General features: G+C 70.1%; 22 protein-coding genes. 9 read left to right on the top strand and 13 right to left on the bottom strand.

Features of this window, described 5'->3' with window-relative positions; all coding sequences use genetic code 11:
* Nucleotides 1–22: 22 nt before the first annotated feature.
* The 3 genes from OG792_RS29460 to OG792_RS29470 form a co-directional block, all read right to left on the bottom strand.
* Entirely contained in the window at nt 23–1309 is a 1287-nt protein-coding gene (locus OG792_RS29460; RefSeq protein WP_329104363.1) for an allophanate hydrolase, read from the bottom strand.
* A 161-nt stretch (nt 1310–1470) separates the two neighbouring features.
* Nucleotides 1471–2136 (bottom strand): GntR family transcriptional regulator, encoded by a 666-nt coding sequence (locus OG792_RS29465; protein WP_329104366.1) that lies wholly within the window; start codon nt 2134–2136, stop codon nt 1471–1473.
* A gap of 139 nt (nt 2137–2275) precedes the next feature.
* The gene (locus OG792_RS29470; RefSeq protein WP_329104368.1) at nt 2276–2953 is read right to left on the bottom strand and encodes a DUF4245 domain-containing protein; all 678 of its coding nucleotides are present in this window, start codon (nt 2951–2953) and stop codon (nt 2276–2278) included.
* Between the two features lie 159 nt (nt 2954–3112).
* Between OG792_RS29470 and glpX the strand changes: the two genes are divergently transcribed.
* Both glpX and OG792_RS29480 read left to right on the top strand, forming a co-directional pair.
* Nucleotides 3113–4144: a class II fructose-bisphosphatase gene (gene glpX, locus OG792_RS29475; RefSeq protein WP_329104370.1), complete on the top strand. Its 1032-nt coding sequence runs from the start codon at nt 3113–3115 to the stop codon at nt 4142–4144.
* A complete protein-coding gene (locus tag OG792_RS29480; protein WP_329104372.1) occupies nt 4141–5133 on the top strand; it encodes a DMT family transporter in 993 nt (330 codons plus the stop codon). The genes glpX and OG792_RS29480 overlap by 4 nt, the downstream gene beginning before the upstream one ends.
* On the opposite strand, the gene OG792_RS29485 is transcribed toward OG792_RS29480, so the two are convergent.
* Nucleotides 5130–6059, bottom strand: a complete 930-nt coding sequence (locus OG792_RS29485) for an NAD-dependent epimerase/dehydratase family protein (RefSeq protein WP_329104374.1) — start codon at nt 6057–6059, stop codon at nt 5130–5132. The two genes, OG792_RS29480 and OG792_RS29485, sit on opposite strands and share 4 nt — an antisense overlap.
* A 142-nt stretch (nt 6060–6201) precedes the next feature.
* Between OG792_RS29485 and OG792_RS29490 the strand changes: the two genes are divergently transcribed.
* On the top strand, nt 6202–6912 hold the full coding sequence (locus OG792_RS29490) for a TetR/AcrR family transcriptional regulator (protein WP_329104376.1): 711 nt from the start codon (nt 6202–6204) through the stop codon (nt 6910–6912).
* 22 nt (nt 6913–6934) lie between these two features.
* Here OG792_RS29490 and OG792_RS29495 read toward each other — a convergent pair whose 3' ends face one another.
* The 6 genes from OG792_RS29495 to OG792_RS29520 form a co-directional block, all read right to left on the bottom strand.
* Nucleotides 6935–7903 carry an NAD(P)/FAD-dependent oxidoreductase gene (locus OG792_RS29495; protein ID WP_329104378.1) on the bottom strand — a complete coding sequence of 323 codons (969 nt, stop codon included), beginning with the start codon at nt 7901–7903 and terminating at the stop codon, nt 6935–6937.
* Nucleotides 7904–8029: 126 nt separating this feature from the next.
* Nucleotides 8030–8680: a rhomboid family intramembrane serine protease gene (locus OG792_RS29500; RefSeq protein WP_329104380.1), complete on the bottom strand. Its 651-nt coding sequence runs from the start codon at nt 8678–8680 to the stop codon at nt 8030–8032.
* A gap of 98 nt (nt 8681–8778) precedes the next feature.
* Nucleotides 8779–9465 (bottom strand): lytic transglycosylase domain-containing protein, encoded by a 687-nt coding sequence (locus OG792_RS29505; RefSeq protein WP_329104382.1) that lies wholly within the window; start codon nt 9463–9465, stop codon nt 8779–8781.
* 286 nt (nt 9466–9751) lie between these two features.
* Nucleotides 9752–11164, bottom strand: a complete 1413-nt coding sequence (locus tag OG792_RS29510; protein WP_329104384.1) for a PhoH family protein — start codon at nt 11162–11164, stop codon at nt 9752–9754.
* Nucleotides 11165–11597: 433 nt separating this feature from the next.
* A complete protein-coding gene (locus tag OG792_RS29515) occupies nt 11598–11936 on the bottom strand; it encodes a hypothetical protein (protein WP_329104386.1) in 339 nt (112 codons plus the stop codon).
* Between the two features lie 34 nt (nt 11937–11970).
* Nucleotides 11971–12312 carry a hypothetical protein gene (locus OG792_RS29520; protein ID WP_329104388.1) on the bottom strand — a complete coding sequence of 114 codons (342 nt, stop codon included), beginning with the start codon at nt 12310–12312 and terminating at the stop codon, nt 11971–11973.
* Between the two features lie 263 nt (nt 12313–12575).
* Between OG792_RS29520 and OG792_RS29525 the strand changes: the two genes are divergently transcribed.
* The 3 genes from OG792_RS29525 to otsB all read left to right on the top strand — a co-directional run bounded on the left by OG792_RS29525 (nt 12576) and on the right by otsB (nt 14421).
* Complete coding sequence (locus OG792_RS29525) at nt 12576–13016, top strand: XRE family transcriptional regulator (RefSeq protein ID WP_329104390.1); 441 nt, start codon at nt 12576–12578, stop codon at nt 13014–13016.
* A gap of 161 nt (nt 13017–13177) precedes the next feature.
* A complete protein-coding gene (locus tag OG792_RS29530) occupies nt 13178–13543 on the top strand; it encodes a hypothetical protein (RefSeq protein ID WP_329104391.1) in 366 nt (121 codons plus the stop codon).
* Nucleotides 13544–13596: 53 nt separating this feature from the next.
* Nucleotides 13597–14421 (top strand): trehalose-phosphatase, encoded by an 825-nt coding sequence (gene otsB / locus OG792_RS29535; RefSeq protein ID WP_329104393.1) that lies wholly within the window; start codon nt 13597–13599, stop codon nt 14419–14421.
* A gap of 470 nt (nt 14422–14891) precedes the next feature.
* Here the strand turns inward: otsB and OG792_RS29540 are convergent, their stop codons facing one another.
* From OG792_RS29540 to OG792_RS29550, 3 genes are all read right to left on the bottom strand, one after another.
* Nucleotides 14892–15662, bottom strand: a complete 771-nt coding sequence (locus OG792_RS29540) for an isoprenyl transferase (RefSeq protein ID WP_329104395.1) — start codon at nt 15660–15662, stop codon at nt 14892–14894.
* Nucleotides 15663–15710: 48 nt separating this feature from the next.
* Nucleotides 15711–16832, bottom strand: a complete 1122-nt coding sequence (locus OG792_RS29545) for an NAD(P)/FAD-dependent oxidoreductase (RefSeq protein WP_329111509.1) — start codon at nt 16830–16832, stop codon at nt 15711–15713.
* A gap of 230 nt (nt 16833–17062) precedes the next feature.
* The gene (locus OG792_RS29550) at nt 17063–18904 is read right to left on the bottom strand and encodes a phosphoenolpyruvate carboxykinase (GTP) (RefSeq protein ID WP_329104397.1); all 1842 of its coding nucleotides are present in this window, start codon (nt 18902–18904) and stop codon (nt 17063–17065) included.
* A gap of 476 nt (nt 18905–19380) precedes the next feature.
* Between OG792_RS29550 and OG792_RS29555 the strand changes: the two genes are divergently transcribed.
* The 3 genes from OG792_RS29555 to OG792_RS29565 all read left to right on the top strand — a co-directional run bounded on the left by OG792_RS29555 (nt 19381) and on the right by OG792_RS29565 (nt 21279).
* Nucleotides 19381–19923 (top strand): GtrA family protein, encoded by a 543-nt coding sequence (locus OG792_RS29555; protein WP_329104399.1) that lies wholly within the window; start codon nt 19381–19383, stop codon nt 19921–19923.
* Between the two features lie 67 nt (nt 19924–19990).
* On the top strand, nt 19991–20671 hold the full coding sequence (locus OG792_RS29560) for a GtrA family protein (protein ID WP_329104401.1): 681 nt from the start codon (nt 19991–19993) through the stop codon (nt 20669–20671).
* The gene (locus tag OG792_RS29565) at nt 20668–21279 is read left to right on the top strand and encodes a MaoC/PaaZ C-terminal domain-containing protein (RefSeq protein ID WP_329104403.1); all 612 of its coding nucleotides are present in this window, start codon (nt 20668–20670) and stop codon (nt 21277–21279) included. Before OG792_RS29560 ends, OG792_RS29565 begins: the two co-directional genes overlap by 4 nt.
* Nucleotides 21280–21292: the final 13 nt, after the last annotated feature.

Genomic DNA, 21292 nt, shown 5'->3' on the forward strand with positions numbered 1-21292 from the left:
GTGTCGCTGAACGCCGGGCCGATCAGGGTGAGGCTGGCCGGGCGGCCGTCCGGGGTGAGCCGTTCGGGATGGTCACCGCGGCCAGGTCGAGCAGGTTGACGAACTGGGTGTACCGGCCGAGCACCAGGTTGCGGGCGATCGGTTCCTCGGCGATCTCGGCGAGGGTGAACGTGGTCCCGATGGTCGGCAGCACCAGCACGTCGACCCGGTCCCAGAGCCGGTCGGTCCACGCGCGCAGTTCGCGCAGCCGGTGCAGGGCCCGGAAGGTGTCGACCGCGTCGAACCGCCGGCCGCTCTCCAGCACGGTACGGGTGACCGGCAGGAACGCGTCCGGCCGCGCCCGGAGGAACTCGTCGAGGGTGGCCAGTCGTTCGGCGACCCAGGGCCCCTGGTAGAGCAGGTCGCCGGCTTCGAGCAGCGGCCCCGGCTCGATCGGGAGCGTGCCGGCGACGGCTCGGGTCACCTCGGCCACGCCGAGGGTGTACCGGTCGGCCTGGCCGGAGTCGCCGAAGAAGTCGAGTTGTCCGGCGGGCGGCACACCGAGCCGGAGCGTCGCCGGGTCGCGCGGCTCGACCAGGTGTGCCGGCAGCGGGCGGCTCCACGGGTCGTCCGGGCAGACACCGTGGGCGACGCCCAGCACGGTGGCGGCGTCGGTCACGTCGGCGGTGAAGATCGAGACGCAGTCCAGCGACCGGCAGGCCGGCACCACGCCGGTCGTACTCAGCAGGCCGCGGGTGGGTTTGAGGCCGACGATGCCGTTGAGCGCGGCCGGCACCCGGCCGGAGCCGGCGGTGTCCGTACCGAGGGAGAAGGCGACCGAGCCGGCGGCGACCGCGACGGCCGATCCGGAGCTGGAGCCGCCGGCGACGAGACCGCCGCCGAGGACGCTCTCGACGCTGCCGTACGGCGAGCGCGATCCGGTCAGTCCGGTGGCGAACTGGTCGAGGTTGGTCTTGCCGACCAGGATCGCTCCGGCGTCGAGCAGGCGCGCGACGACCGGGGCGGTCCGCTCGGGCCGGTAGGCGTACTCGGGGCAGCCGGCGGTGGTGGGCAGCCCGGTCACGTCGATGTTGTCCTTGACGGCGAACGGCACCCCGTACAGCGGCAGCCGGTCGATTCGGTCCCGTACGCCGTGCAGTTGCGCCGCGCGGGCCCGCAGGTCGGCCTCGGCGACGGTGCTGATCCAGACGTGGCGGTCGTCCCCGCCGGCCAGTTCGGTCAGGACCTGCTCCACCGTGTCGGCGGTGGTCCGCCGGCCGGTGGTGTACGCCTGCCGCAGGTCGGTCAGCGGGGATGTCTGGGCTGCCATACGGTCGATTGTCGACAGTTCTGTTTCCGGCAACGGCGGGAAACGTAACGAGAATGTGTCGCGGATCACTCCGGTCGCCGACCACCCCGGCCGGTCCGGTCAACCGGCCGAGCTCGGGGCGACGCCCCATCGATGCCGAGCACATGGTCGGCGTCCACCGCTCAGTCGAGGTACGAACGACCCCCGTGCGCCCCCAACTCGGCGATCACGGCTGCCGGCCCCCCCGCCGCAACCACCTTGAGCAGCCGTTCGTGTCGGCGTACGGCGTCCGACGGCTGCGCGTTCTCGGATTCGCGGCGCAGGTTGACCGCCATGTAGAGCTGCAACCGAACCAGGATCGACTCGTAGATCACGGTGAGCTGCCGGTTGCCGGCCAACGCCACCACCGCCACGTGGAACGCCCGGTGCGCCTCGGCCACGCCCAGCCGGTCCCCGGCCCCGGTCGCCGTACGCATCCGCTCGATCGCGTCCCGCAGCCCGGTCAGGTCGGTGTCTCGGGCGACCGGCAGCGCCGAGGTGACCGCAAACCGTTCCAGCACGTCCCGTACGGCGTACAGCTCCGCCACGTCCCGGTCGGAGAGGGTGGCCACCCTGGCTCCCCGGCGCGGCACGTGCTCGACCAGCCCCTGCTGGGCCAGCAGCCGCAGCGCCTCCCGCAGCGGTGCCCGGCTGATCCCCAGCCGGCGGGTCAGCTGCTCCTCGACCAGTCGCTGGCCCGGATCACTCTTGCCGCTCAGGATCTCTCGGCTCAGCCGCAGCACGGCCAACTCCACCAGGCTGAAGCTTTCCAGCTCACCATCCACCGGCGATGCGGCCACGTCGCTCACATGGACGAGTCTGCCATTCCACGCCCGATCTACCCCCGGCCCGCCGCCGGCGGCGATTTCGGACCCGGTTGCGGCGCGAGGAACCGGACCCCCGGCTCGGTGAACCGGACGAGCCTCGGCGCGGCGGACCGGCTCGGTCCTAGCGCAGTGAACCGGCCAGGTCGCGCAGCTCACTCTCGCGGGCCGAACCGACCACGATCACCGTACGTCCCGGCTCCATCAGCACCAGCGCCCGCTCCCCCGCCCGTGCCGTGTACGTCTGCCAGCTACGCCCGGCGACCTCGGTCGGGCCCTGCGGCTGCCCCTTCTCGGTCAGCTCCGTCGGCAACAGCCGCTCGGCCGGCACGTTGCTCTGCACGAGCTGGACACCGCCGCCGTCCGGGCTCAGGTAGCCCAGCCGCAGGGTCACCGCGCCGTCCGGCCGCTGGAGGGTGGCGGTCACGCTGCGCCAGCCGTCGGCCAGTCCGGTCGGCTCGCCGACCGGGAACGCGTTGATCGAGCGGGCCTGCGCGACGGTCGGCGACGGGTCGATCTCGGCCGCCTGGTCACCACCGAGGAACACCCGGTAGAACCCGATCAGCAACGCGATCGGGATCAGGAGTACGAGCAGCGAGGTCGCCATGTCCTTCGGTGAACGCTCGGAGCGGGTGGCGGCCGCCACAACCTCTTCCGTGGCGACGTCGTCCGGATCGGCCCGATACTGGTCACTCGGAGTGCGGTCACTTGACCCGAGCCCGCCCGGCGCGCGGTCACTCTGGGTACGGTCGGTCGGGGTGCCGTCGAACGAGTCACGGTCGGTAGGCGCAGCGGAGTCCACGTACCCATCTTGGCAGCCGCTCCGGCTGCCGCGACCCGGACCACCCGCGCCCCGGACCTGATCAACGTTCGGAACCGTGCCAGGATCTATGACATGGCCGGCGGCAAGGCTCGGCCTGCTGCCGGTTCACCCCGCACCGTCGCGAGGAGGAGCCCCGCCATGACCGTCACCAGGACTCGAATCCCCCAGGACCTGGACCGTAACCTCGCACTGGACCTGGTCCGGGTGACCGAGGCCGCGGCGATGGCCGCCGGCCGCTGGGTCGGCCGGGGCGACAAGGAGGGCGGCGACGGCGCCGCCGTCGACGCCATGCGCAAGCTGATCAACTCGATCCCGATGCGCGGGGTGGTGGTGATCGGTGAGGGCGAGAAGGACAACGCGCCGATGCTGTTCAACGGCGAGGTGGTCGGCGACGGGACCGGTCCCGAGGTCGACGTGGCGGTCGACCCGGTGGACGGCACCACGCTGATGAGCAAGGGCATGCCGAACGCGCTCGCCGTACTCGCGGTGGCCGAACGGGGAGCCATGTTCGACCCGAGCGCGGTCTTCTACATGGAGAAGATCGCGGTCGGCCCGGCGTACGCCGACGTGATCGACATCAACGCCGGGGTGGCCGACAACCTGCGCCGGATCGCCGAGATCAAGGACACCGAAGTGTCCGACGTCACGGTCTGCGTACTCGACCGGCCCCGGCACGACGGGCTGATTCGGGAGATCCGCCGGATCGGAGCGGGGATCCGGTTCATCTCCGACGGCGACATCGCCGGTGCCATCGCCGCCGCCCGCGGCGAGTCCGGCGTCGACGTGCTGATGGGTATCGGCGGCACCCCCGAGGGCATCACCGCCGCCTGCGCGCTCAAGTGCATGGGCGGGGCGATGCAGGCGAAGCTCTGGCCGCGCGACGACGAAGAGCGGGCCAAGGCGCTGGCCGCCGGGCACGACCTCGACCGGGTGCTGTTCACCGACGACCTGGTCACCGGGGACAACTGCTTCTTCGTGGCGACCGGGGTCACCTCCGGTGACCTGCTGCGCGGGGTCAGCTACCGCTCCGGCGGGGCGTACACGCAGTCGATCGTGATGCGGTCCAAGAGCGGCACGATCCGCGTGATCGACTCCTACCACCGGTTGGAGAAGCTCAACCTCTACTCGGCCGTCGACTACGACGGCCGTCCGCTGGCCGAGCAGGAATGAGCCTGCTCGACACGCGTACCGCCGCACCACCCGTACCGAACACCCGCTGCCGGGCCGGCGCCGTCGGGCTCGCCGTCGTCTCCGGCAGCGCGGTCGCGGTGCAGTCGCGGATCAACGGCGAGCTCGGCGTACGGCTGCACGACGGCATCGCCGCCGCGGTGGTCTCGTTCGGTCTCGGCCTGGTCGTGCTCACCGTGCTGGTCTCCGGCAGTCGCGCCGGGCGCCGGCACCTCAACGTGTTCCGCTCCGCCCTGCGGGACGGCACGCTGCGGCCGTGGCAGTGCCTCGGCGGCGCCTGCGGTGCGTTCATGGTGGCCAACCAGGGGCTCACCGTCGGCCGGCTGGGGGTGGCGGTGTTCACCGTCGCGGTGGTCGCCGGGCAGTCGGCGAGCAGCCTGGTGGTCGACCGGGCGGGGATCGGCCCGGGCGGCCGGCAACGGGTCACCCCGGCCCGGCTCGCCGGGGCGGCACTCACCGTACCGGCGGTGTTCCTCGCTGTCGGTGACCGCCCGGACGATCCGACCAGTCTGGTCCTGGCCCTGCTGCCGCTGCTCGCCGGGCTCGGCCTGGCCTGGCAGCAGGCGGTCAACGGCCGGGTACGGGCCGCCTCGGGCAGCGTGCTGACCGCGACGTTCGTCAACTTCGCGGTCGGCGCGACGGCGCTGCTGGCCGCCTTCGCGATCAGCCTCGCCTTCCGTGGTTGGCCGTCCGGCGCGCTGCCGACGCAGCCGTGGCTCTATCTCGGTGGCCCGATCGGGATCATGTTCATCGCGGTCGCCGCCGCCCTGGTCCGGTTCACCGGGGTCCTGCTGCTCAGCCTGGCCACGATCGCCGGGCAGGTGGTGGGCGCGGTGCTGATCGACCTGGCCGCCCCCGGCGGTGCCGCCCGGCCGGGGCCGTTCACCGTGCTCGGCGCGGTGCTGACGCTGGTCGCGGTGGTGGTCGCCGGCCGCCGGGGCCGGACCGCACGGGCCGCTCCGAACGGTTAGGCCGGACCGGCGGTCGCCGCTGCGATCGTCTCCCGCAGCGCGTCGTCCAGCGGGGTGGGCTCGATGCCGAACAGCGCGGTGGCGGCCGACGAGTCCAGCACGAACGGGGCGTTGAACTGGTACGCGACCTCGCGCAGTTCGCGTACGGTCGGGTCGAACACGCCACCGAGCCAGAGCACCGGGGCCGGCATCCGGGTCAGCCGTGGGGCGGGGGCTTGGGCGAGTGCCGCGATCCGGGCGGCGACCTGCCGGATCGACTCGGCGGGCAGGCTCGGCACGTGCCAGGCCCCACCCCAGGCACGCTCGTTCCCGGCGGCGGCGACCAGCGTACGGGCGACGTCACCGACGTACGTCCAGGTGTGCGGGGCGTCGAGGTCAGCCGGTACGACCGCACGCCGCCCGGCCAGCAGCTTCGGCAGCACCAGCAGGGTGAGGGTGGTCTGGGCGCCGGCGCCGAGGTAGTCGGAGCCGCGTACCTCGGTGGCCCGGATCCGGCCGGCCCGGTGCGCGGCCAGCGCGTCCTGCCACATCCGGACCCGTACGCCGCCCTTGACGCTGTTCGGCCGCAACGGGGTGGCCTCGGTCATCGGGGCGTCCACCGGGCCGTAGCCGTAGAGGTTGCCGACGGTGGCGAGCACGGCACCGGAGTGTTCCGCCGCCCGGAGCAACGCGTGCGCCAGCGGCGGCCAGTCGGTGGGCCAGCGGTGGTAGGCCGGGTTGGCGCAGTTGTAGAGCGCGGTCGCGCCGGCCGCCAGCCGGGTCAGCCGGTCGGGGTCGCTCGCGTCGGCGGCGATCCGTTCGATGGCGGGGTGTTCGGGGCCGGAGCCGCGACGGGTGACCAGGCGGACCCGGTCGCCCCGCTCGGCGAGCAGGGTGGCGGTGGCGGAGCCGACCGGACCGGCGCCGACGATAACGTGCAGGGACATGCTTGCCCGCCTTCCAGATCATGCGTTCATTTCGAGAGCAGTGCTCTCGTTGCTCGACGCAGCCTGGCACGGATCCGACACCACAGTCAAGAGCAGTGCTCTCGCTTTTGATAGCCGCTCTCTAATGTGGCAGGCTGGCACCATGACCGCACCGTCGATCCGCGCCCGGGTACGCGCGGAACTCACCGAGGAGATCAAGTCGGTGGCCCGGCGACACCTGGCCACCGAGGGCGCCAACCTGTCGCTCCGCGCCGTCGCCCGGGACCTGGGACTGGCCTCCTCCGCGCTCTACCGCTACTTCGCCAGCCGGGACGAGCTGCTCACCGCACTGATCCTGGACGCGTACCGGGCCCTGGGCGACGCCGCCGAGGACGCCGACGCCGCCGTGACCGACACCGACCTGCGCGGACGTTGGCTCGCCGTCTGCCACGCCGTCCGGCAGTGGGCCCTGCGCCACCCGGCCGAGTACACCCTGCTGTACGGCAGTCCGGTGCCCGGGTACGCCGCCCCGGCGGACACCACCGCGCTCGCCCAGCGGGTGGCACTGACCCTGACCGGCATCCTGACCGACGCGGCTCGCGCCGGCCGGCTCACCCCGCCGCCCGCCTCGGCACCCCCACCCCCGGTACGCGCCGACCTGGCCCGCCTGATCGCGTCCCGTATCGAACCTCGCGACGAGCCGGCCGGCGCCCTCACCGAGGAGCAACTCGCCCGTGGTCTGGCCGGCTGGAGCCAGCTCTTCGGCCTGGTCAGCTTCGAGATCTTCGGCCGCCTGGAACAGGTCGTCGAGCGGTGCGAGCCCTACTTCGACCACCAGATACGACTGACCGCCGATTTCGCCGGTCTCCCCTGACCGCCGATCGGGGTTCGGGGTGTCAGCCGGCGTCGGAGGAGTGGCCGGGGAACAGGTGGGCGGCCGGGTCGATCACCACGGCGGCGTTGTTGACCGCGGTGGCCGCCTCGCCGAAGCCGGTGGCGATCAGCCGGACCTTGCCCGGATATTCGGTGATGTCACCGGCGGCGAAGACCCTCGGCAGGTTGGTCAGCATGGTGCTGTCGACCAGGATGTGCCGCTTGTCCAGGGTCAGTCCCCACTCGGCCAGCGGACCGAGGTCGGCGGTGAAGCCGAGCGCGGCCACCACCGTGTTGACCGGCACCGTCTCGGCCGTCCCGCCCTTGACCACGATGTCCGCGCCGGTGACCGTACCGTCGCCGTGGATCTTGGTTACCTCGGCGTTGGTGACGATCCGCACCGGCAGCTTGCGTACCCGCTCCACGGTCGCGGCGTGCGCCCGGAACTTCTCCCGGCGGTGCACGAGGGTGATCGACTCGGCCAGTGGTGCCAGCGCCAGCGCCCAGTCGAAGGCCGAGTCCCCGCCGCCGATGATCAACACGTCGTGGCCGGCCAGGTCGGCCAGGTGCGGTACGAAGAAGACGATGCCGTCCCCGACGAAGCTGTCCGCGGCCGGCAGCGGCCGGGGCGTGAAGCTGCCCAGCCCACCGGTGATCAGCACCGACCCGCAGTGCAGCGAGGTTCCGTCGCTCAGGCCCAGCACCGGCCGCTCCGCCTGGTACGAGAGCTTCTCGGCCCGTACGCCGAGCAGGTATTCGGGCTCGAACGCGGCGGCCTGCACCACCAGATTGGCCACCAGGTCCCGACCCTTGATCGCTGGAAAGCCCGCCACGTCGTAGATGACCTTCTCCGGGTACATCGCGGTGACCTGACCACCGGGCTCGGGCAACGCGTCGACGAGCGCGACGGACAGGCCCCGGAAGCCGGCGTAGTAGGCGGCGAAGAGGCCGGTCGGACCGGCCCCGATTATGGCGACATCGACCTCACGCATGTACTCACCGTCGTCTTCCGCCTACGGATCAACATCTGCTGATTCGACCGTAGGGCGCCGGGTGAGCCCGAGGCAAGACACATCCCATTCCGAATCCGGCCGGCCGCCGGCCGAACAGGTCACTGATCAGGGAAAACTCAGCGTCGACTCGGCCGAGTAGGGATCGCGCTGCGGGCGGCGGCGGAACAGGATCGCCGCCACCAGTCCGCCGATCAGACCGAACAGGTGACCCTGCCAGGAGATCGGCTCGTCGGTCGGCAGTACGCCGAACAACTGCCCGCCGTAGAGCAGCCCGACCAGCAGCACCACCGCGAAGTTCCACCAGCTCCGCTCGACGATGCCGCGCATGATCAGCAGCCCCAGGTAACCGAAGATGACGCCGCTGGCGCCGACCACCACCGAGTTCGCCGAGCCGGTGAACCACACCCCGAGCCCGCTGACCAGAATGATCACCAGGGTGGAGTAGAGGAACCGACGCGACCCGGCGGCGAGCACGAACGTACCGAGCAGGATCAGCGGCACGCTGTTGCTGTAGAGGTGGTTGAAGCCGTGGTGCAGGAACGGCGAGAAGAAGACGCCGTCCAGGCCGTCGATCCGGTGCGGGATGATCCCGGCCGTCGCGTCCAGCCCCATGCCCAGCCAGTAGTCGATCCCCTCGATGGCGAAGAGCACCGGCACGACCGCGCACATGGCCACGAACGCGCGACCGAGGGACGCGTAGAAGGCGTCGGTGCCGAACAGGTACGGGTCGCCGCCGCTACGGGAATCGAATGTCACCCTCAACTAGCTATCAGCTATCGCCGGCAACCGCCACCCGACTCAGACGAAAGGGGTACGGACTCTCGCAGTCCGTACCCCTTCGACGTCGCCACCGGTCAGTAGTAGCCCTTGCTCTGGAAGTACGACCACGCACCGCAGGGCGTGTTGTACCGCCCCTTGATGTAGCCCAGCCCCCACTTGATCTGGGTGGCAGCGCTGTTCTGCCAGTCCGAGCCGGCACTGCTCATCTTGCTGCCGGGCTTGGCCTGCGGGATGCCGTACGCGCCCGAGGGGTTGCTCGCCTTGGGGTTCCAGCCGCTCTCCTTGGTCCAGAGCTTCTCCAGGCAGGGCATCTCGGCCAGCGGGAAGCCGGCCTGAAGCATCAGCGCGCAGCCGACCGCCCGGTTGCCGCTGTACTCGTTGCAGGAGTCCGGGATCGGCCCGTCGTACGGCTTGGCCGGCGCGTTGGCCGCCGCATTGGCCGCCTTGGTTTCCCGCTTCTTGCGGTCCGCCGCCGCGTCGGCCTTGCGCGCCCGCTCGGCCGCCGCCTTCGCGGTCTCCGCCGCCTTGCGGGCGGCCTCCCGTTCGGCGGCCAACTGGGCCGCCATCGCCAGCTTGTGCGCGGCGTTGCGCTCACGCAGCAACTCGAACTCCGCGCGCTCGGCGTCGGCGACGAGTTGGGCGTTGATCGCGACCTGTTGGGTTTCCCGGTCCTGGCCGAGGAAATATCCACCGGTGACACCCGTCACCAGCAGTGCAACCGCGAGTGTCCGGACACCGAAGCGGGTCCACAGCCGACTCACGAAGTGATCCCTTCGTCGGGGACAAGGTCCGGCGCGAACCGGCCGGAGCCGGCGTCCGCGCGCCACGAGCATCCCAGATCCACCGGATCTCCGGGCCGGGCGACTCGTGGTCATCCGTCCCGTTTGCCCCCGGAACACCGACCATTACCGATGCCCCTGGGACTGGAGTTGCTCGAAGCACACCATCGCGCACAGTGAGCCGGCTGGGAAACCAACAACCACGATTGTGACCTGGGCCACTCAAATTATCACTCTAAACCAGGCCAAAAACCCCAGCACGTCGCCGCTACAGCGGGATGTCCTCCAACAGATCGGTGACCACCTCGGCGATCGGCGACCGCTCCGACCGGGTCAGCGTGACGTGCGCGAAGAGCGGATGCCCCTTGAGCGCCTCGATCACCGCGGTCACCCCGTCGTGCCGGCCGACCCGCAGGTTGTCGCGCTGGGCGACGTCGTGGGTGAGCACCACCCTGGACCCCTGACCCACCCGCGACAGCACGGTGAGCAACACCCCGCGCTCCAGCGACTGCGCCTCGTCCACGATGACGAAGGCGTCGTGCAGGCTGCGACCACGGATGTGGGTGAGCGGGAGCACCTCCAGCATCCCGCGGGCGAGCACCTCGTCCATCACGTTGTCGTGCACCACCGCGCCGAGGGTGTCGAAGACCGCCTGCGCCCACGGCGACATCTTCTCCGACTCCGACCCCGGCAGGTAGCCCAACTCCTGGCCACCGACCGCGTAGAGCGGGCGGAACACGATCACCTTCTTGTGCCGGCGGCGCTCCATCACCGCCTCCAGCCCGGCGCAGAGCGCCAGGGCGGACTTTCCGGTGCCGGCCCGGCCACCGAGCGAGATGATCCCGATCGACTCGTCCAGTAGCAGGTCCAGGGCGATCCGCTGCTCCGCCGAGCGGCCGCGCAGCCCGAACGCCTCCCGGTCACCGCGGACCAGCCGTACGGTCTTGTCCGGGGCGGTTCGGCCCAGTGCCGAGCCCCGGGGCGAGTGCAGCACCAGGCCGGTGTGGCACGGCATGCCGGCCGCCTCGTCCAGGTCCAGCGGCTCACCGCCGTACAGCTGGTTTATCTGCTCCTCCCCCAGCTCCAGTTCGGCCATGCCGGTCCAGGTCGGGTCGCTGGCCTGGCCGTGCCGGTACTCGTCGGCGGTGAGGCCGACCGAGGCGGCCTTGACCCGCAGCGGCATGTCCTTGCTGACCAGGACGACCTCGCGGCCCTCGGCGGCCAGGTTGAGCGCCACCGAGAGGATCCGGGTGTCGTTGGACTCGTTGCGGAAACCGGGCGGGAGCACCGAGTCGTCGGCGTGGTTGAGCTCCACCCGCAGCGTGCCGCCGACGTCGTTGGTCGGCACCGGCTGGTCCAGCCGGCCGTGCTTGATCCGCAGTTCGTCGAGCATGCGCAGGGCCTGGCGGGCGAACCAGCCCAGCTCCGGATGGTGTCGTTTCCCCTCCAGCTCGGAGATCACCACGAGCGGAAGCACGACCTCGTGTTCGGCGAACCGGTGGAACGCGGCCGGGTCGGAGAGCAACACCGAGGTGTCCAGAACGTAGGCACGGCCGGTTGGTGCGGGCTCCAGACCGGCGGCCGGGGCCGTGGTGGCCCTCCGTCCGCCCTTTGCACGGCCGGTCGCGACAGTCGCGCCCGGGTCCTGGTCGGCCCTGGAGTTGGTACGGCGAGTGGTCACAGGCTGCTCCGGCGGGTGTGCACCCGGTCCACCCGCGTTCCGCCTCGTCCGGTGCCCGGAACCACGGGGTCGGATGCGGGCCCCATGGATCAGTACGCAGAGTCCGGGCCGGCCGGCTGGCGTGGGAGGACCCCTCGCCATGCCTTGACGCTAGCCGCCCGACGGCGACGCGGCTAGGGCATGCCGAATGCAACTCGCCATAGCCCGCCCGTCCCGTTGGCGCCGGTGACGGGCGAGATCCAAACCCCGTCGGGCCGGGGGTCCGATCGACCCCCGGCCCGACGGTACGGAGACCGGCCGGGATGCATGCCCCCTGCGCGCACCCCGGCCGGTGGGATCACCGTCACCGGTCTGACGTGATCCCGCCGGTGCGTGTCCGCCGCGGACGACGCACCGTGATCGCGGGTGACCGCTCACCCCACCGCGCCACCGGCTAAGCGTTCCGGCCGGCGTACGCGTCGGTGGAGTGCCGTCCGCCGTTGGTCGCGGTCCCCGCGAAAGAAGAACCCGTGTACGTCGTGCCCTGGTCCCCGGCCACGGAATCCGGGGCGGTGTCGGTCGCGCCGGCCGGTGGCCCGGACAACACGGAGGCGATGGCGGCCTGGGCCTCCCGCCGACGGCGGTTCCAGGCCCCCCGGTCGCCGTCGAAGTAGCCCTGGCGGTAGCCGAACCGGTAACCGACCCGGTAACTGAGCTGGCCGTGCAGCCGGCCCGCGGCATAGCTGGACGAACCAAGCAGGAGTACGAGGAAGACCGCGAAGAAGGGGCTCATCGGACCACCCCGGCCGGTACGTGTCGCCCGTTCATCAGTCCTCCGACTCGGTCGGGGCGGGATCGGCGATGAGCAGCCGATCGAGATCGTCCGTGCTCACCTCTTCGACCAGCTCGACACTGATCCGGCAGCCGTCGAGCACGACCTCGGCCACGGAGGCCCGGCGGATCTCCCCGCCCGCGTCGTAGACCCGCACGCTCAGCTCGGGGCAGCCCAGGTGGGTCCGCCACGAGTTCCACTCGGCCCGGTCGCCGACGTTCAGCGACAGGTAGCGACAACCCCGGGCCAGATAGAGGCGCCACGGGGCGCTGAGCCCGGCGGCCACCCCGTCGGCGATCAACCCGAATGCCTGGGCACGGGTTGCGAGTTCGGTCACCGGATCCCTCCTGTCACGAGAAGTGACCCGCGTGAGCACCGATGGTCTCAAGCACGTGACACACGTTAGATCGTCCCACGTACGTGACAGTATCACCTTTTCGTCTGATTACCCCCAGACCTGCGTACCACTAGTCTGACCACGTGATACCCCTCAACACGAGCACGAAGTCGTTTACCGGAATCCCCACCCAAGTGTCACGTGCACGGCACGGAAGCACACCGGCCCCGGCGGAATCCGACGACTGGCCGTACCGTCACCGGGTGCCGGACAGTGCCCACGGGCGCAAGATCGCCTTCGCCGCCTTCGTACGCAAGGCCCTCGATGACGCCCGCGCCACCCGCGCGTGGTCGGGCACGGAGGTCTCCCGGCGTACCGGCGTCTCCCGCCAGACCATCAACCGCTGGGTCCGCGGCGAGTGGGCCAGCGACCCCGAGGCCGAACGCGTCGTTGCGTTCTGTGAGGGGCTCAACATCAGCCCGACCACCGCCTTCGGGGTGCTCGGCTGGGACCGGGCCACCTCCGCGCGACCCACTCCGAGCGCTCCACCGATGGACCCGGACGTCGAGGCGCTGCTCCGCCGACTGGTGGATCCGAATGTCTCCGAGGCGGAGAAATTTCACATCAGGGAGACAATCAGATATCTGGCATACCGGCCCACCTTGCCGGGAGATGTCCGAAAAGGTAGTAAACGAGCAGGCTAGTTCCTCAAATAGCGCAAGAATCACCATGCTTCACATGCGTACCGCACCAGCACCCTAATACGCGCGCTAACGTGCCTTTTCGTACTGCTTGGGCTCGTCGTCGGCGGGGGGACGGGACAAAGCCGAACCCAGCCCTGCGGGACAGAAGGAGGGGTCTAGCCATGACCCTGAAATGGACGGCAGTCATGGTCGCGGCCGTGTCAGTGACACTGTGCGTGACCGCCAACGTGGTGCTCGGCACCGTCAACGGAGCGGAACTTCCGGTCGTGGTGAACATGATCGCCATCACCGCCACCGGGGTCGCGACCGTTCTCGCCGTGGTCGCCGATCTGCACGAACGACTCAACGAGCGGGTCACCGCGCTCACCGAATTCCTCATCGCCCGCCTGAACGAACTCGACAGCCACGCGGGCGACCGCAACACCGGATTTGTCGAGGGTTACCTGCTCAGCCACCCCGACCCGGCGGTGGTACCGATCGGCCCACGGATGCACGGTCGCCGGGTCATGCTCGGCGGCGACGACTGAAGGTTCAGCTGGACGCCATCTAAGACCGTAACGACCGGGGTACGCTGACGCCCGTGCGGCCGATCAACACGGGCAATCAGCGCCCGACCCGACCCCTGACAGCGGAACAGGCCTGGCAGGCCACCACTGGCCGGGCCGGGCAGTGCGTGCTCTTTTTCGACTTCGACGGCACGCTCGCCCCGGTCCACGACGACCCCACCGCTGTGCAACCGGCACCGAAGGTCCTCGCGGCCCTCGACGCCCTCGCCAGCGTCGTCCAGCGGGTGGCGATCGTCTCGGCCCGCCCGGTCGAGTTCCTCCGCGACCACTTCACCGGGCTGACCGACGTCGACCTCTATGGACTCTATGGACTGGAACACAGCCACGGATCCGGCGAGACGGTGACCGAGCCGACCGCACTGCCATGGGTGCCCACCATGGCCGAGCTGGCCCAACAGGCCCGCGACGAACTACCCGAGGGCACCCTCGTCGAATACAAGCGACTCTCCGTCGCCCTGCACTACCGCACCGCCCCACAACTCGCCAAGACCATCGAATCCTGGGGCCGCGACCAGGCCGAACGACGCGGCCTGCGCGTACAGATCGGACGGATGGTCATCGAGATCAAGCCCCCGGTCGACCGCGACAAGGGCATGGTCATCGGCGAAGCCGTACAGGGCGCCGGCTGCGCCTGGTACTTCGGCGACGACGTCTCCGACATCAAGGCCTTCGCCGCGCTACGCGCCCGCGAAGAGACCCACCCCGACTTCTTCGGCGTCTGCGTCGCCGTCGCCAACCCCGAAACCGGCGAAGAAGTCGCCACCGCGGCCGACCTCACCATCGACTCCCCCGAAGCCCTGGGCGACTTCCTGACCGAAGCGGTGCACAGGTTTAACTGACTGTGCTGGCTGGCGACGGCTTCGCCGTCGCTGGCTCGCTCCGCTTCGCGCCGCCCAATGCGGTGACTTCGCCCTGCGGGCGGCGACGGCTTCGCCGCGCCGTCCTCGGACGAAGTCACCGCGGCGGCGCTCGGTCGACTCGCGACCTTCGTTACGGTTACTACAGACTTTCGCTTTCTTCGCCGGCCGGTTGCTCTGGTCGCTGGTCCGGCTTGCTGCCCGGGTACGCCAGCAGCCGTTGCGCCTCGCCCCACCCAGCCCCACCCCGCCCCACCACGCCCAGAAAACCAGCCCCTACCCTCGCCGATGCCCTCCCCACCGATCCCGTCGGCGATCTTGCACTTGTGGCGCCCGAATTACAACACTCGCCCCGATTCATGAGCAACCACAACTGCAAGATCGCCGCGCTACTCGGGGGGAGGGGGAGGGGGGAGGGGAGGGGAGGGGGAGGGGAGGGGAGGGAGGTCGAATCAAGCGCCGTATCGGCGTTGGCGGCTGGCGTAGGAGCGGAGGGCGCGGAGGAAGTCGACGTGGCGGAAGTCGGGCCAGTTGGCGTCGCAGAAGTAGAACTCGGAGTGGGCGGACTGCCAGAGCAGGAAGCCGGAGAGGCGCTGTTCGCCGCTGGTGCGGATGACCAGGTCGGGGTCGGGCTGGCCGCGGGTGTAGAGGTGTTCGGCGATGTGTTCGACGTCGAGGACCTCGGCGAGTTCCTCGATGGTTCCGCCGCCGGCGGCGTGTTCGTAGAGCAGGGAGCGTACGGCGTCGGCGATCTCGCGGCGGCCGCCGTACCCGACGGCGATGTTGACCTGGGCGCCGCCGGCTCGTTCCTGGGTACGTTCCTCGGCGGCCTTGAGCGCGGTAGCGGTTTGTGCCGGTAGCAGGTCGAGTGCGCCGACCATCCGCAGTCGCCAGGGGTTGCCTTCTTCGGCGAGTTCGACGGCGAGGTCTTCGATGATCTGGAGCAGCGGGTCCAGTTCGCTGGCGGGCCGGCGCAGGTTGTCGGTGGCGAGAAGGTAGAGCGTGACGTGCCCGATGTCGGCCTGGTCGCACCACTCCAGGACGTGTTTGATCTTGGCGGCGCCGACCCGGTGGCCGTCGTTGGGGTCGACGTAGCCCATCTCGCGGGCCCATCTTCGGTTGCCGTCGCACATCACGCCGACGTGTTGTGGCACGGGCTTACCGGCCAGCTTCGCCGCCAACCGCCGTTCGTACGCTGAGTAGACCAGGTCCCGCAGAGTCATCCCTTGCAGACTAGCGACCTAAATCGTGGGGCGAGCCGGGGGCGCCCATCAGCGGACAACTAGTCCGCGCCCGATCTTCCGCAGGGTGCGTAGGTCGAGCAGGCCGTCGCCGAGGCCCAGTTCCACCATCACGCCGAAGACCCGCTGGTCGGATTGGGCCGCTCGGATGGCCGCGTCGACCATGACCGGGCGCCGGGCGAGCCGGGCGACCGCCGAACTGTGCCGCAGGTGGCGGCCGAGTCGGCGGCGCAGTGCGTGGGCGTACCGGTCGGCGGCGCGGTGGGGGGAGGTGGCCGCGGCCGTACCGGCGAGGGCGCCGGAGAGGACGGCGTAGAAGATGCCCTCCCCGGTGAACGGGTTGATCAGGGAGAGCGCGTCACCGGCGAGCACTATCCGGTTCCGGCCGGGCGCCGGTCGGCTGGTGGACAGCGGCAGGTGGTGGGCGCGCAGGTCGGTCACGGTGTCGGCGGCCAGTTCGGGCAGCAGGGTGTGCAGGCCGTCGAGCAGGCGGGATCGGCTGACCGGGGTGCCGCGCAGGACTTCGCCGTACCCGATGTTGGCCCGGCCGTCGCCGATCGGGAACGACCAGGCGTAGGCCGGCCACCCACTGCCGGAGGTGATGATCTGCTGCTGGACCGGGCCGTTGCCGGCGGGTGCGTAGCCCCGGATGGCGATGGCGAGGTGTCCGTCGGGGTTGTTGCCGTGGCCGAGCGCCCGGCGGACTACGGAGCCGGCGCCGTCGGCGCCGACCACCGCCCGCGCCGACAGCATCCGGTCGAGCACCACCCGGTCCGGCCGGCTTTCGATCCGGCGTACGGTGTGCCGGCGCAGGTCGGCACCGGCGGCGACCGCCGCGGCGACCAGACGGGCGTCGAAGACCTTCCGGGGGACCGTGTACGCGGGCCGGGGCAGTGCCCGGGTGACCTGGCCCCCGCCGGGTGCGACCAGGCGCAGCGCGGGCACCGGCGCGAACCCGCTCACCGCGTCCCGGACCCCGAGCTCGGCGAGTACGTCGAGGGTGTGTGCGGCGATGCCGTCGCCGCACGCCTTGTCCCGGGGGAAGTCGGACCGGTCCAGCAGGAGCACGCTCGCCCCGGCTCGGCGGGCGGCCAGCGCGGCGCTCGCACCGGCCGGACCGGCGCCGATCACGGCGACGTCGTAGGAGTCCATGGTCACCGGTCCGGTCCGCCGGTCGACACGAGCTCGACCGGTCCGGCCGTCGGCGGTGTGGCGGGTGGGCAGCAGAACGGCCGCCGGGCATGGGTCCCGACGGCCGTTGTCATGCTGCTGATAATGCCCGGTTCGGGGCGGGACGGATAGCTTGTCCCGTCACGCCGGGCGTGTCCCGCCGTCGACCGAGGTGGGCTGCTCGGCCTCTCAGGCGCGAACTGCTCGGCTTCTCAGGCGGGTTGCTCGGCGTCCAGCCGGGCGCGTAGCGCGTCCAGCTCGGCCCAGAGCACGGCCGGCAGCTTGTCGCCGAACTTCTCGAACCATTCGTTGATCAGGGGCAGCTCGTCGCGCCATTCGTCAACGTCGACCTTCAGCGCGATCCGGACATCCTCCGGGGTGAGCCCCAGCCCCTCGACGTCGAGCGCGTCCTGCGCCGGCACCATCCCGATCGGGGTTTCGACGGCGGCGCCGCGCCCCTCCAACCGCTCGACGATCCACTTGATCACCCGAGAGTTCTCGCCGAAGCCGGGCCAGAGGAAGTTGCCGTCCTGGTCCTTGCGGAACCAGTTGACGTAGTACACCTTCGGCAGCTTGTCCGCGTCCCCGTCGGTGCCCTTGCCCATCTCGATCCAGTGTCCGAAGTAGTCACCGGCGTTGTAGCCGATGAACGGCAGCATCGCCATCGGGTCCCGCCGCACCACGCCGACCTTGCCGGCCGCCGCCGCGGTGGTCTCCGAGGAGAGCGTCGCTCCCATGTAGACCCCGTGCACCCAGTCCCGGGCCTCGGTGATCAGCGGAATCGTGTCCTTGCGCCGGCCACCGAAGAGGATCGCGTCGATCGGGACCCCGTTCGGGTCGTTGAACTCGTCGGCCAGGATCGGGCACTGGGCCAACGGGGTGCAGAACCGCGAGTTGGGGTGCGAGCTCAGTTCGCCGTTGTCCGGCGTCCAGTCGTTGCCCTTCCAGTCGGTGAGGTGCGCCGGCGGCTCGCCCATCCCCTCCCACCAGACATCACCATCGTCGGTGAGGCCGACGTTGGTGAAGATGGAGTTGCCCCGGTCGAGCGTGCGCATCGCGTTCGGGTTGGTCTTCCAGTCGGTGCCCGGCGCCACCCCGAACAGGCCGAACTCCGGGTTGACCGCGTACAGCCGGCCGTCTTCGCCGAACCGCATCCAGGCGATGTCGTCACCGATGGTCTCGACCTTCCAGCCCGGGATGGTCGGCTCCAGCATGGCCAGGTTGGTCTTTCCGCAGGCCGACGGGAAGGCACCGGCGATGTAGTGCACCTTCCCCTCCGGCGAGGTGACCTTCATGATCAGCATGTGCTCGGCGAGCCAGCCCTCGTCCCGGGCCATGACGCTGGCGATCCGCAGCGAGTAGCACTTCTTGCCCAGCAACGAGTTGCCGCCATAACCGGATCCGTACGACCAGATCTCGCGGCTCTCGGGGAAGTGCGAAATGTACTTGGTCTCGTTGCACGGCCAGAACGAGTCCTGCTCGCCCGGCGCCAACGGCGCGCCGAGTGAGTGCAGTGCGGGCACGAAGTTCGCGTTCTTGCCCATCGCGTCGAGCACCGTCGCACCCATCCGGGTCATGATGCGCATGGACGCGACCACGTACGCACTGTCGGTGATTTCCACACCGTACATGGGGTCTTCCGCCTCCAGCGGGCCCATGCAGAACGGGATGACGTACATGGTGCGTCCGCGCATTGATCCGCGGTAGAGGTCCGTCATCGTCCGCTTCATCTCGGCCGGCGCCATCCAGTTGTTGGTGGGACCGGCGTCGGCCTCGTCGACCGAGCAGATGTAGGTGCGGTCCTCGACCCGCGCCACGTCCGAGGGATCCGTACGGGCCCAGAAGGAGTTGGGCTTGAGCTCCGGATCGAGCCGGACCAGTGTCCCGGCCTGCACCAGCTCGTCGGTGAGCCGCTGCCATTCCGCCTCGGAGCCGTCCGCCCAGACCACCCGTTCGGGTTGGGTCAGCTCGGCGACTTCCTTGACCCAGGCGAGCATCTTCGAGTGGGAGGTCGGAGCTTGATCGAGCCCCCGGATGGTTGCCGGAGCAGACATGACGAATCTCCTTGTGGTCGACGCTGACCGATATGAGGGGTGGAGCGACACCCGACGGGCTGGAGATGCTCGCCGGTGTAAAAGCCTGGGATTTCCACCAGCCTAAACCGAATTGCCGATCGGGGCAGCGAGACCGGTTGTGAAGAACTGCACAACATATCGTGGTTTTGCGGTAAGGCGAGCAATCCCCCGCTTCCGCGCGCAGTTTCACGCAAATCTTTGCGAGCACCTCCGACGGGTGGGGGTCGGATGTGCCGCCGGATGCGCCGCCGCGACGATTCACGGCGGGTGCGAGAACCGGGTACGGCGCACGGGGTTGGATCCCAGCCGTACCGTGCGTCCGCCGTGGTCCCGTTGTCACCGTTGGTTGACAGTGGACGCCTTGCCCTACAGGGGTTTCACGCGTACCGGCGCGCCCGGCGACGACTCGCGGTAGCCGGGAGTCACGGCGACCCCGGAGCCGGTAGGCTCGACCTGTGTCAGCCACCGTTACCGGCGATCAGCCCTCTCCCTCGGGCACCCGGCAGGGTTTCTTCCGCACCCTCTTCAACCGGTTCGGCCACCTCGTCCGCGAGCTGGGCAAGTTCGGTCTGGTCGGTGGGGTCGCGTTCGCCGTGGACCTGGCGGTGTTCAACGTCGCCCGCGAGGGCTGGGAGATGGAGACGCTCAGCGCGAAGACGGTCTCCACCGTCATCGCCGCGACGATCGCCTTCGTCGGCAACCGGTTCTGGACCTGGCGGCACCGCGAACGCACCGGGATGGCCCGCGAGTACGGGCTCTACTTCTTCTTCAACACCGTCGGCCTGGGCATCGCGCTGGCCTGCCTGGGCATCAGCCACTACGGCCTGGGCAGCGTCTGGCCGGGCGTGTTCAAGTCACTGCTCGCCGACAACATCGCCGCCAACCTGGTCGGTGCCGCACTGGGCACTCTGTTCCGGTTCTGGTCCTATCGGCGGTTTGTCTTCGTCGGTGCGGCGGCACAGGATGCCCCGGATGTCATCACCAAGAGTGATCAGTAGCGTGACCTGGCGCCCACCTGCGTGCCGGCCGCTCCCGGTCGGTGTGGTCCTGCCCTAAGGTAACCAAATGCGTCTTGTCCGGCTGCTCCCCGACCGCTGGCAGAAGTTCGCCCACGAGGCCGCTAAATTCGGCATCGTCGGCGGCGTCAACACCGTCATCAACTATGCGGTGTTCAACGCGCTGGCGCTGACGGTCTTCGAGAACGGCCAGCTCAAGGCAACGGTCATCGCGACCGTTATCGCCGCGATCAGCTCGTATCTGATGAACCGGTACTGGACGTACCGAGATCGCCCGAAATCAGCGATGCGTCGCGAATATCTACTGTTTTTCCTGTTCAACACCACCGGGCTCGCCATCGAACTCGGTGTGCTGGCCGCGGCAAAGTACGGCCTGGGCATCCACGGCCTGCTCGCGCTGAACGTCGCCAAGACCGTCGGGGTTGGCCTGGCCACGGTGTTCCGCTTCTGGTCGTACCGCACGTTCGTCTTCCGGCCGGCCACGAACCACGCCGACGGGCACGAGCACGCCGCCGACGGGCTGGTCGAGCTCGACCCGGTGGCCGAACTGGCCGAGGCGGTCACGGAGCTGGAGGAGGCGTCCCACCGGCCCCAGTCCGCGCCGGACGGCCGCACCAACGGCGACCGCCCGGCGGCCGGCGACAACCTGCTGGCCGCCAGGGACGATCTCACGGCCGAGTTCGCCGACGAACTACGGGCGGCCACCGCCCAACGCCCCGCAAACCGTTGACCTCCGGCCCATCGACCGGCAGCCCGTTGACCTCCGGCCCGTCGACCGACAGCCCGGTGACCGGCTCGGGGATCCGGTCGGGCACCGGCGCGCCGGCCGACCTCTTCTTCGAGGACCTGAGCCCCGGCCGGACCTTCGAACTCGGGGTGACCACCGTCGACGAGGCCGAGATGGTTGCCTTCGCCGAGCGCTTCGACCCGCAGTGGTACCACCTCGACCCGGAACTCGCCCGGCAGAGTCACTACGGCGGGATGATCGCCAGCGGCTTCTTCACGGTGAGCCTGTTCATGCGCGCGTACGTCGACCACGTACTGTCCCGGGCCGCCGCCGACGCCTCCCCCGGACTGGAGGAACTGCGCTGGCTCGCCCCGGTCCGGGCCGGTGACCGGCTGGCCACCCGACTCGACGTGGTCGGCCGCAAACACTCCACCGCCCGACCCGGACTCGGCACGGTCACCCTGAGCGCCACCATGATCCGGCTGGACGCTGACGGCCAGCCGGAACAGGAGGTGCTACGGACCAGGTTCCGGGGCTGGTTCGTGCTCCGCGAGCCGGCCACGACCACATCCGGCGACAGTGACGCTGACGGTGACGGCACCGGGCGCTGACACCCGGTGCCGG

The organism is Micromonospora sp. NBC_01699 (genome assembly GCF_036250065.1).
In the GTDB taxonomy this organism is placed as follows: domain Bacteria; phylum Actinomycetota; class Actinomycetes; order Mycobacteriales; family Micromonosporaceae; genus Micromonospora_G.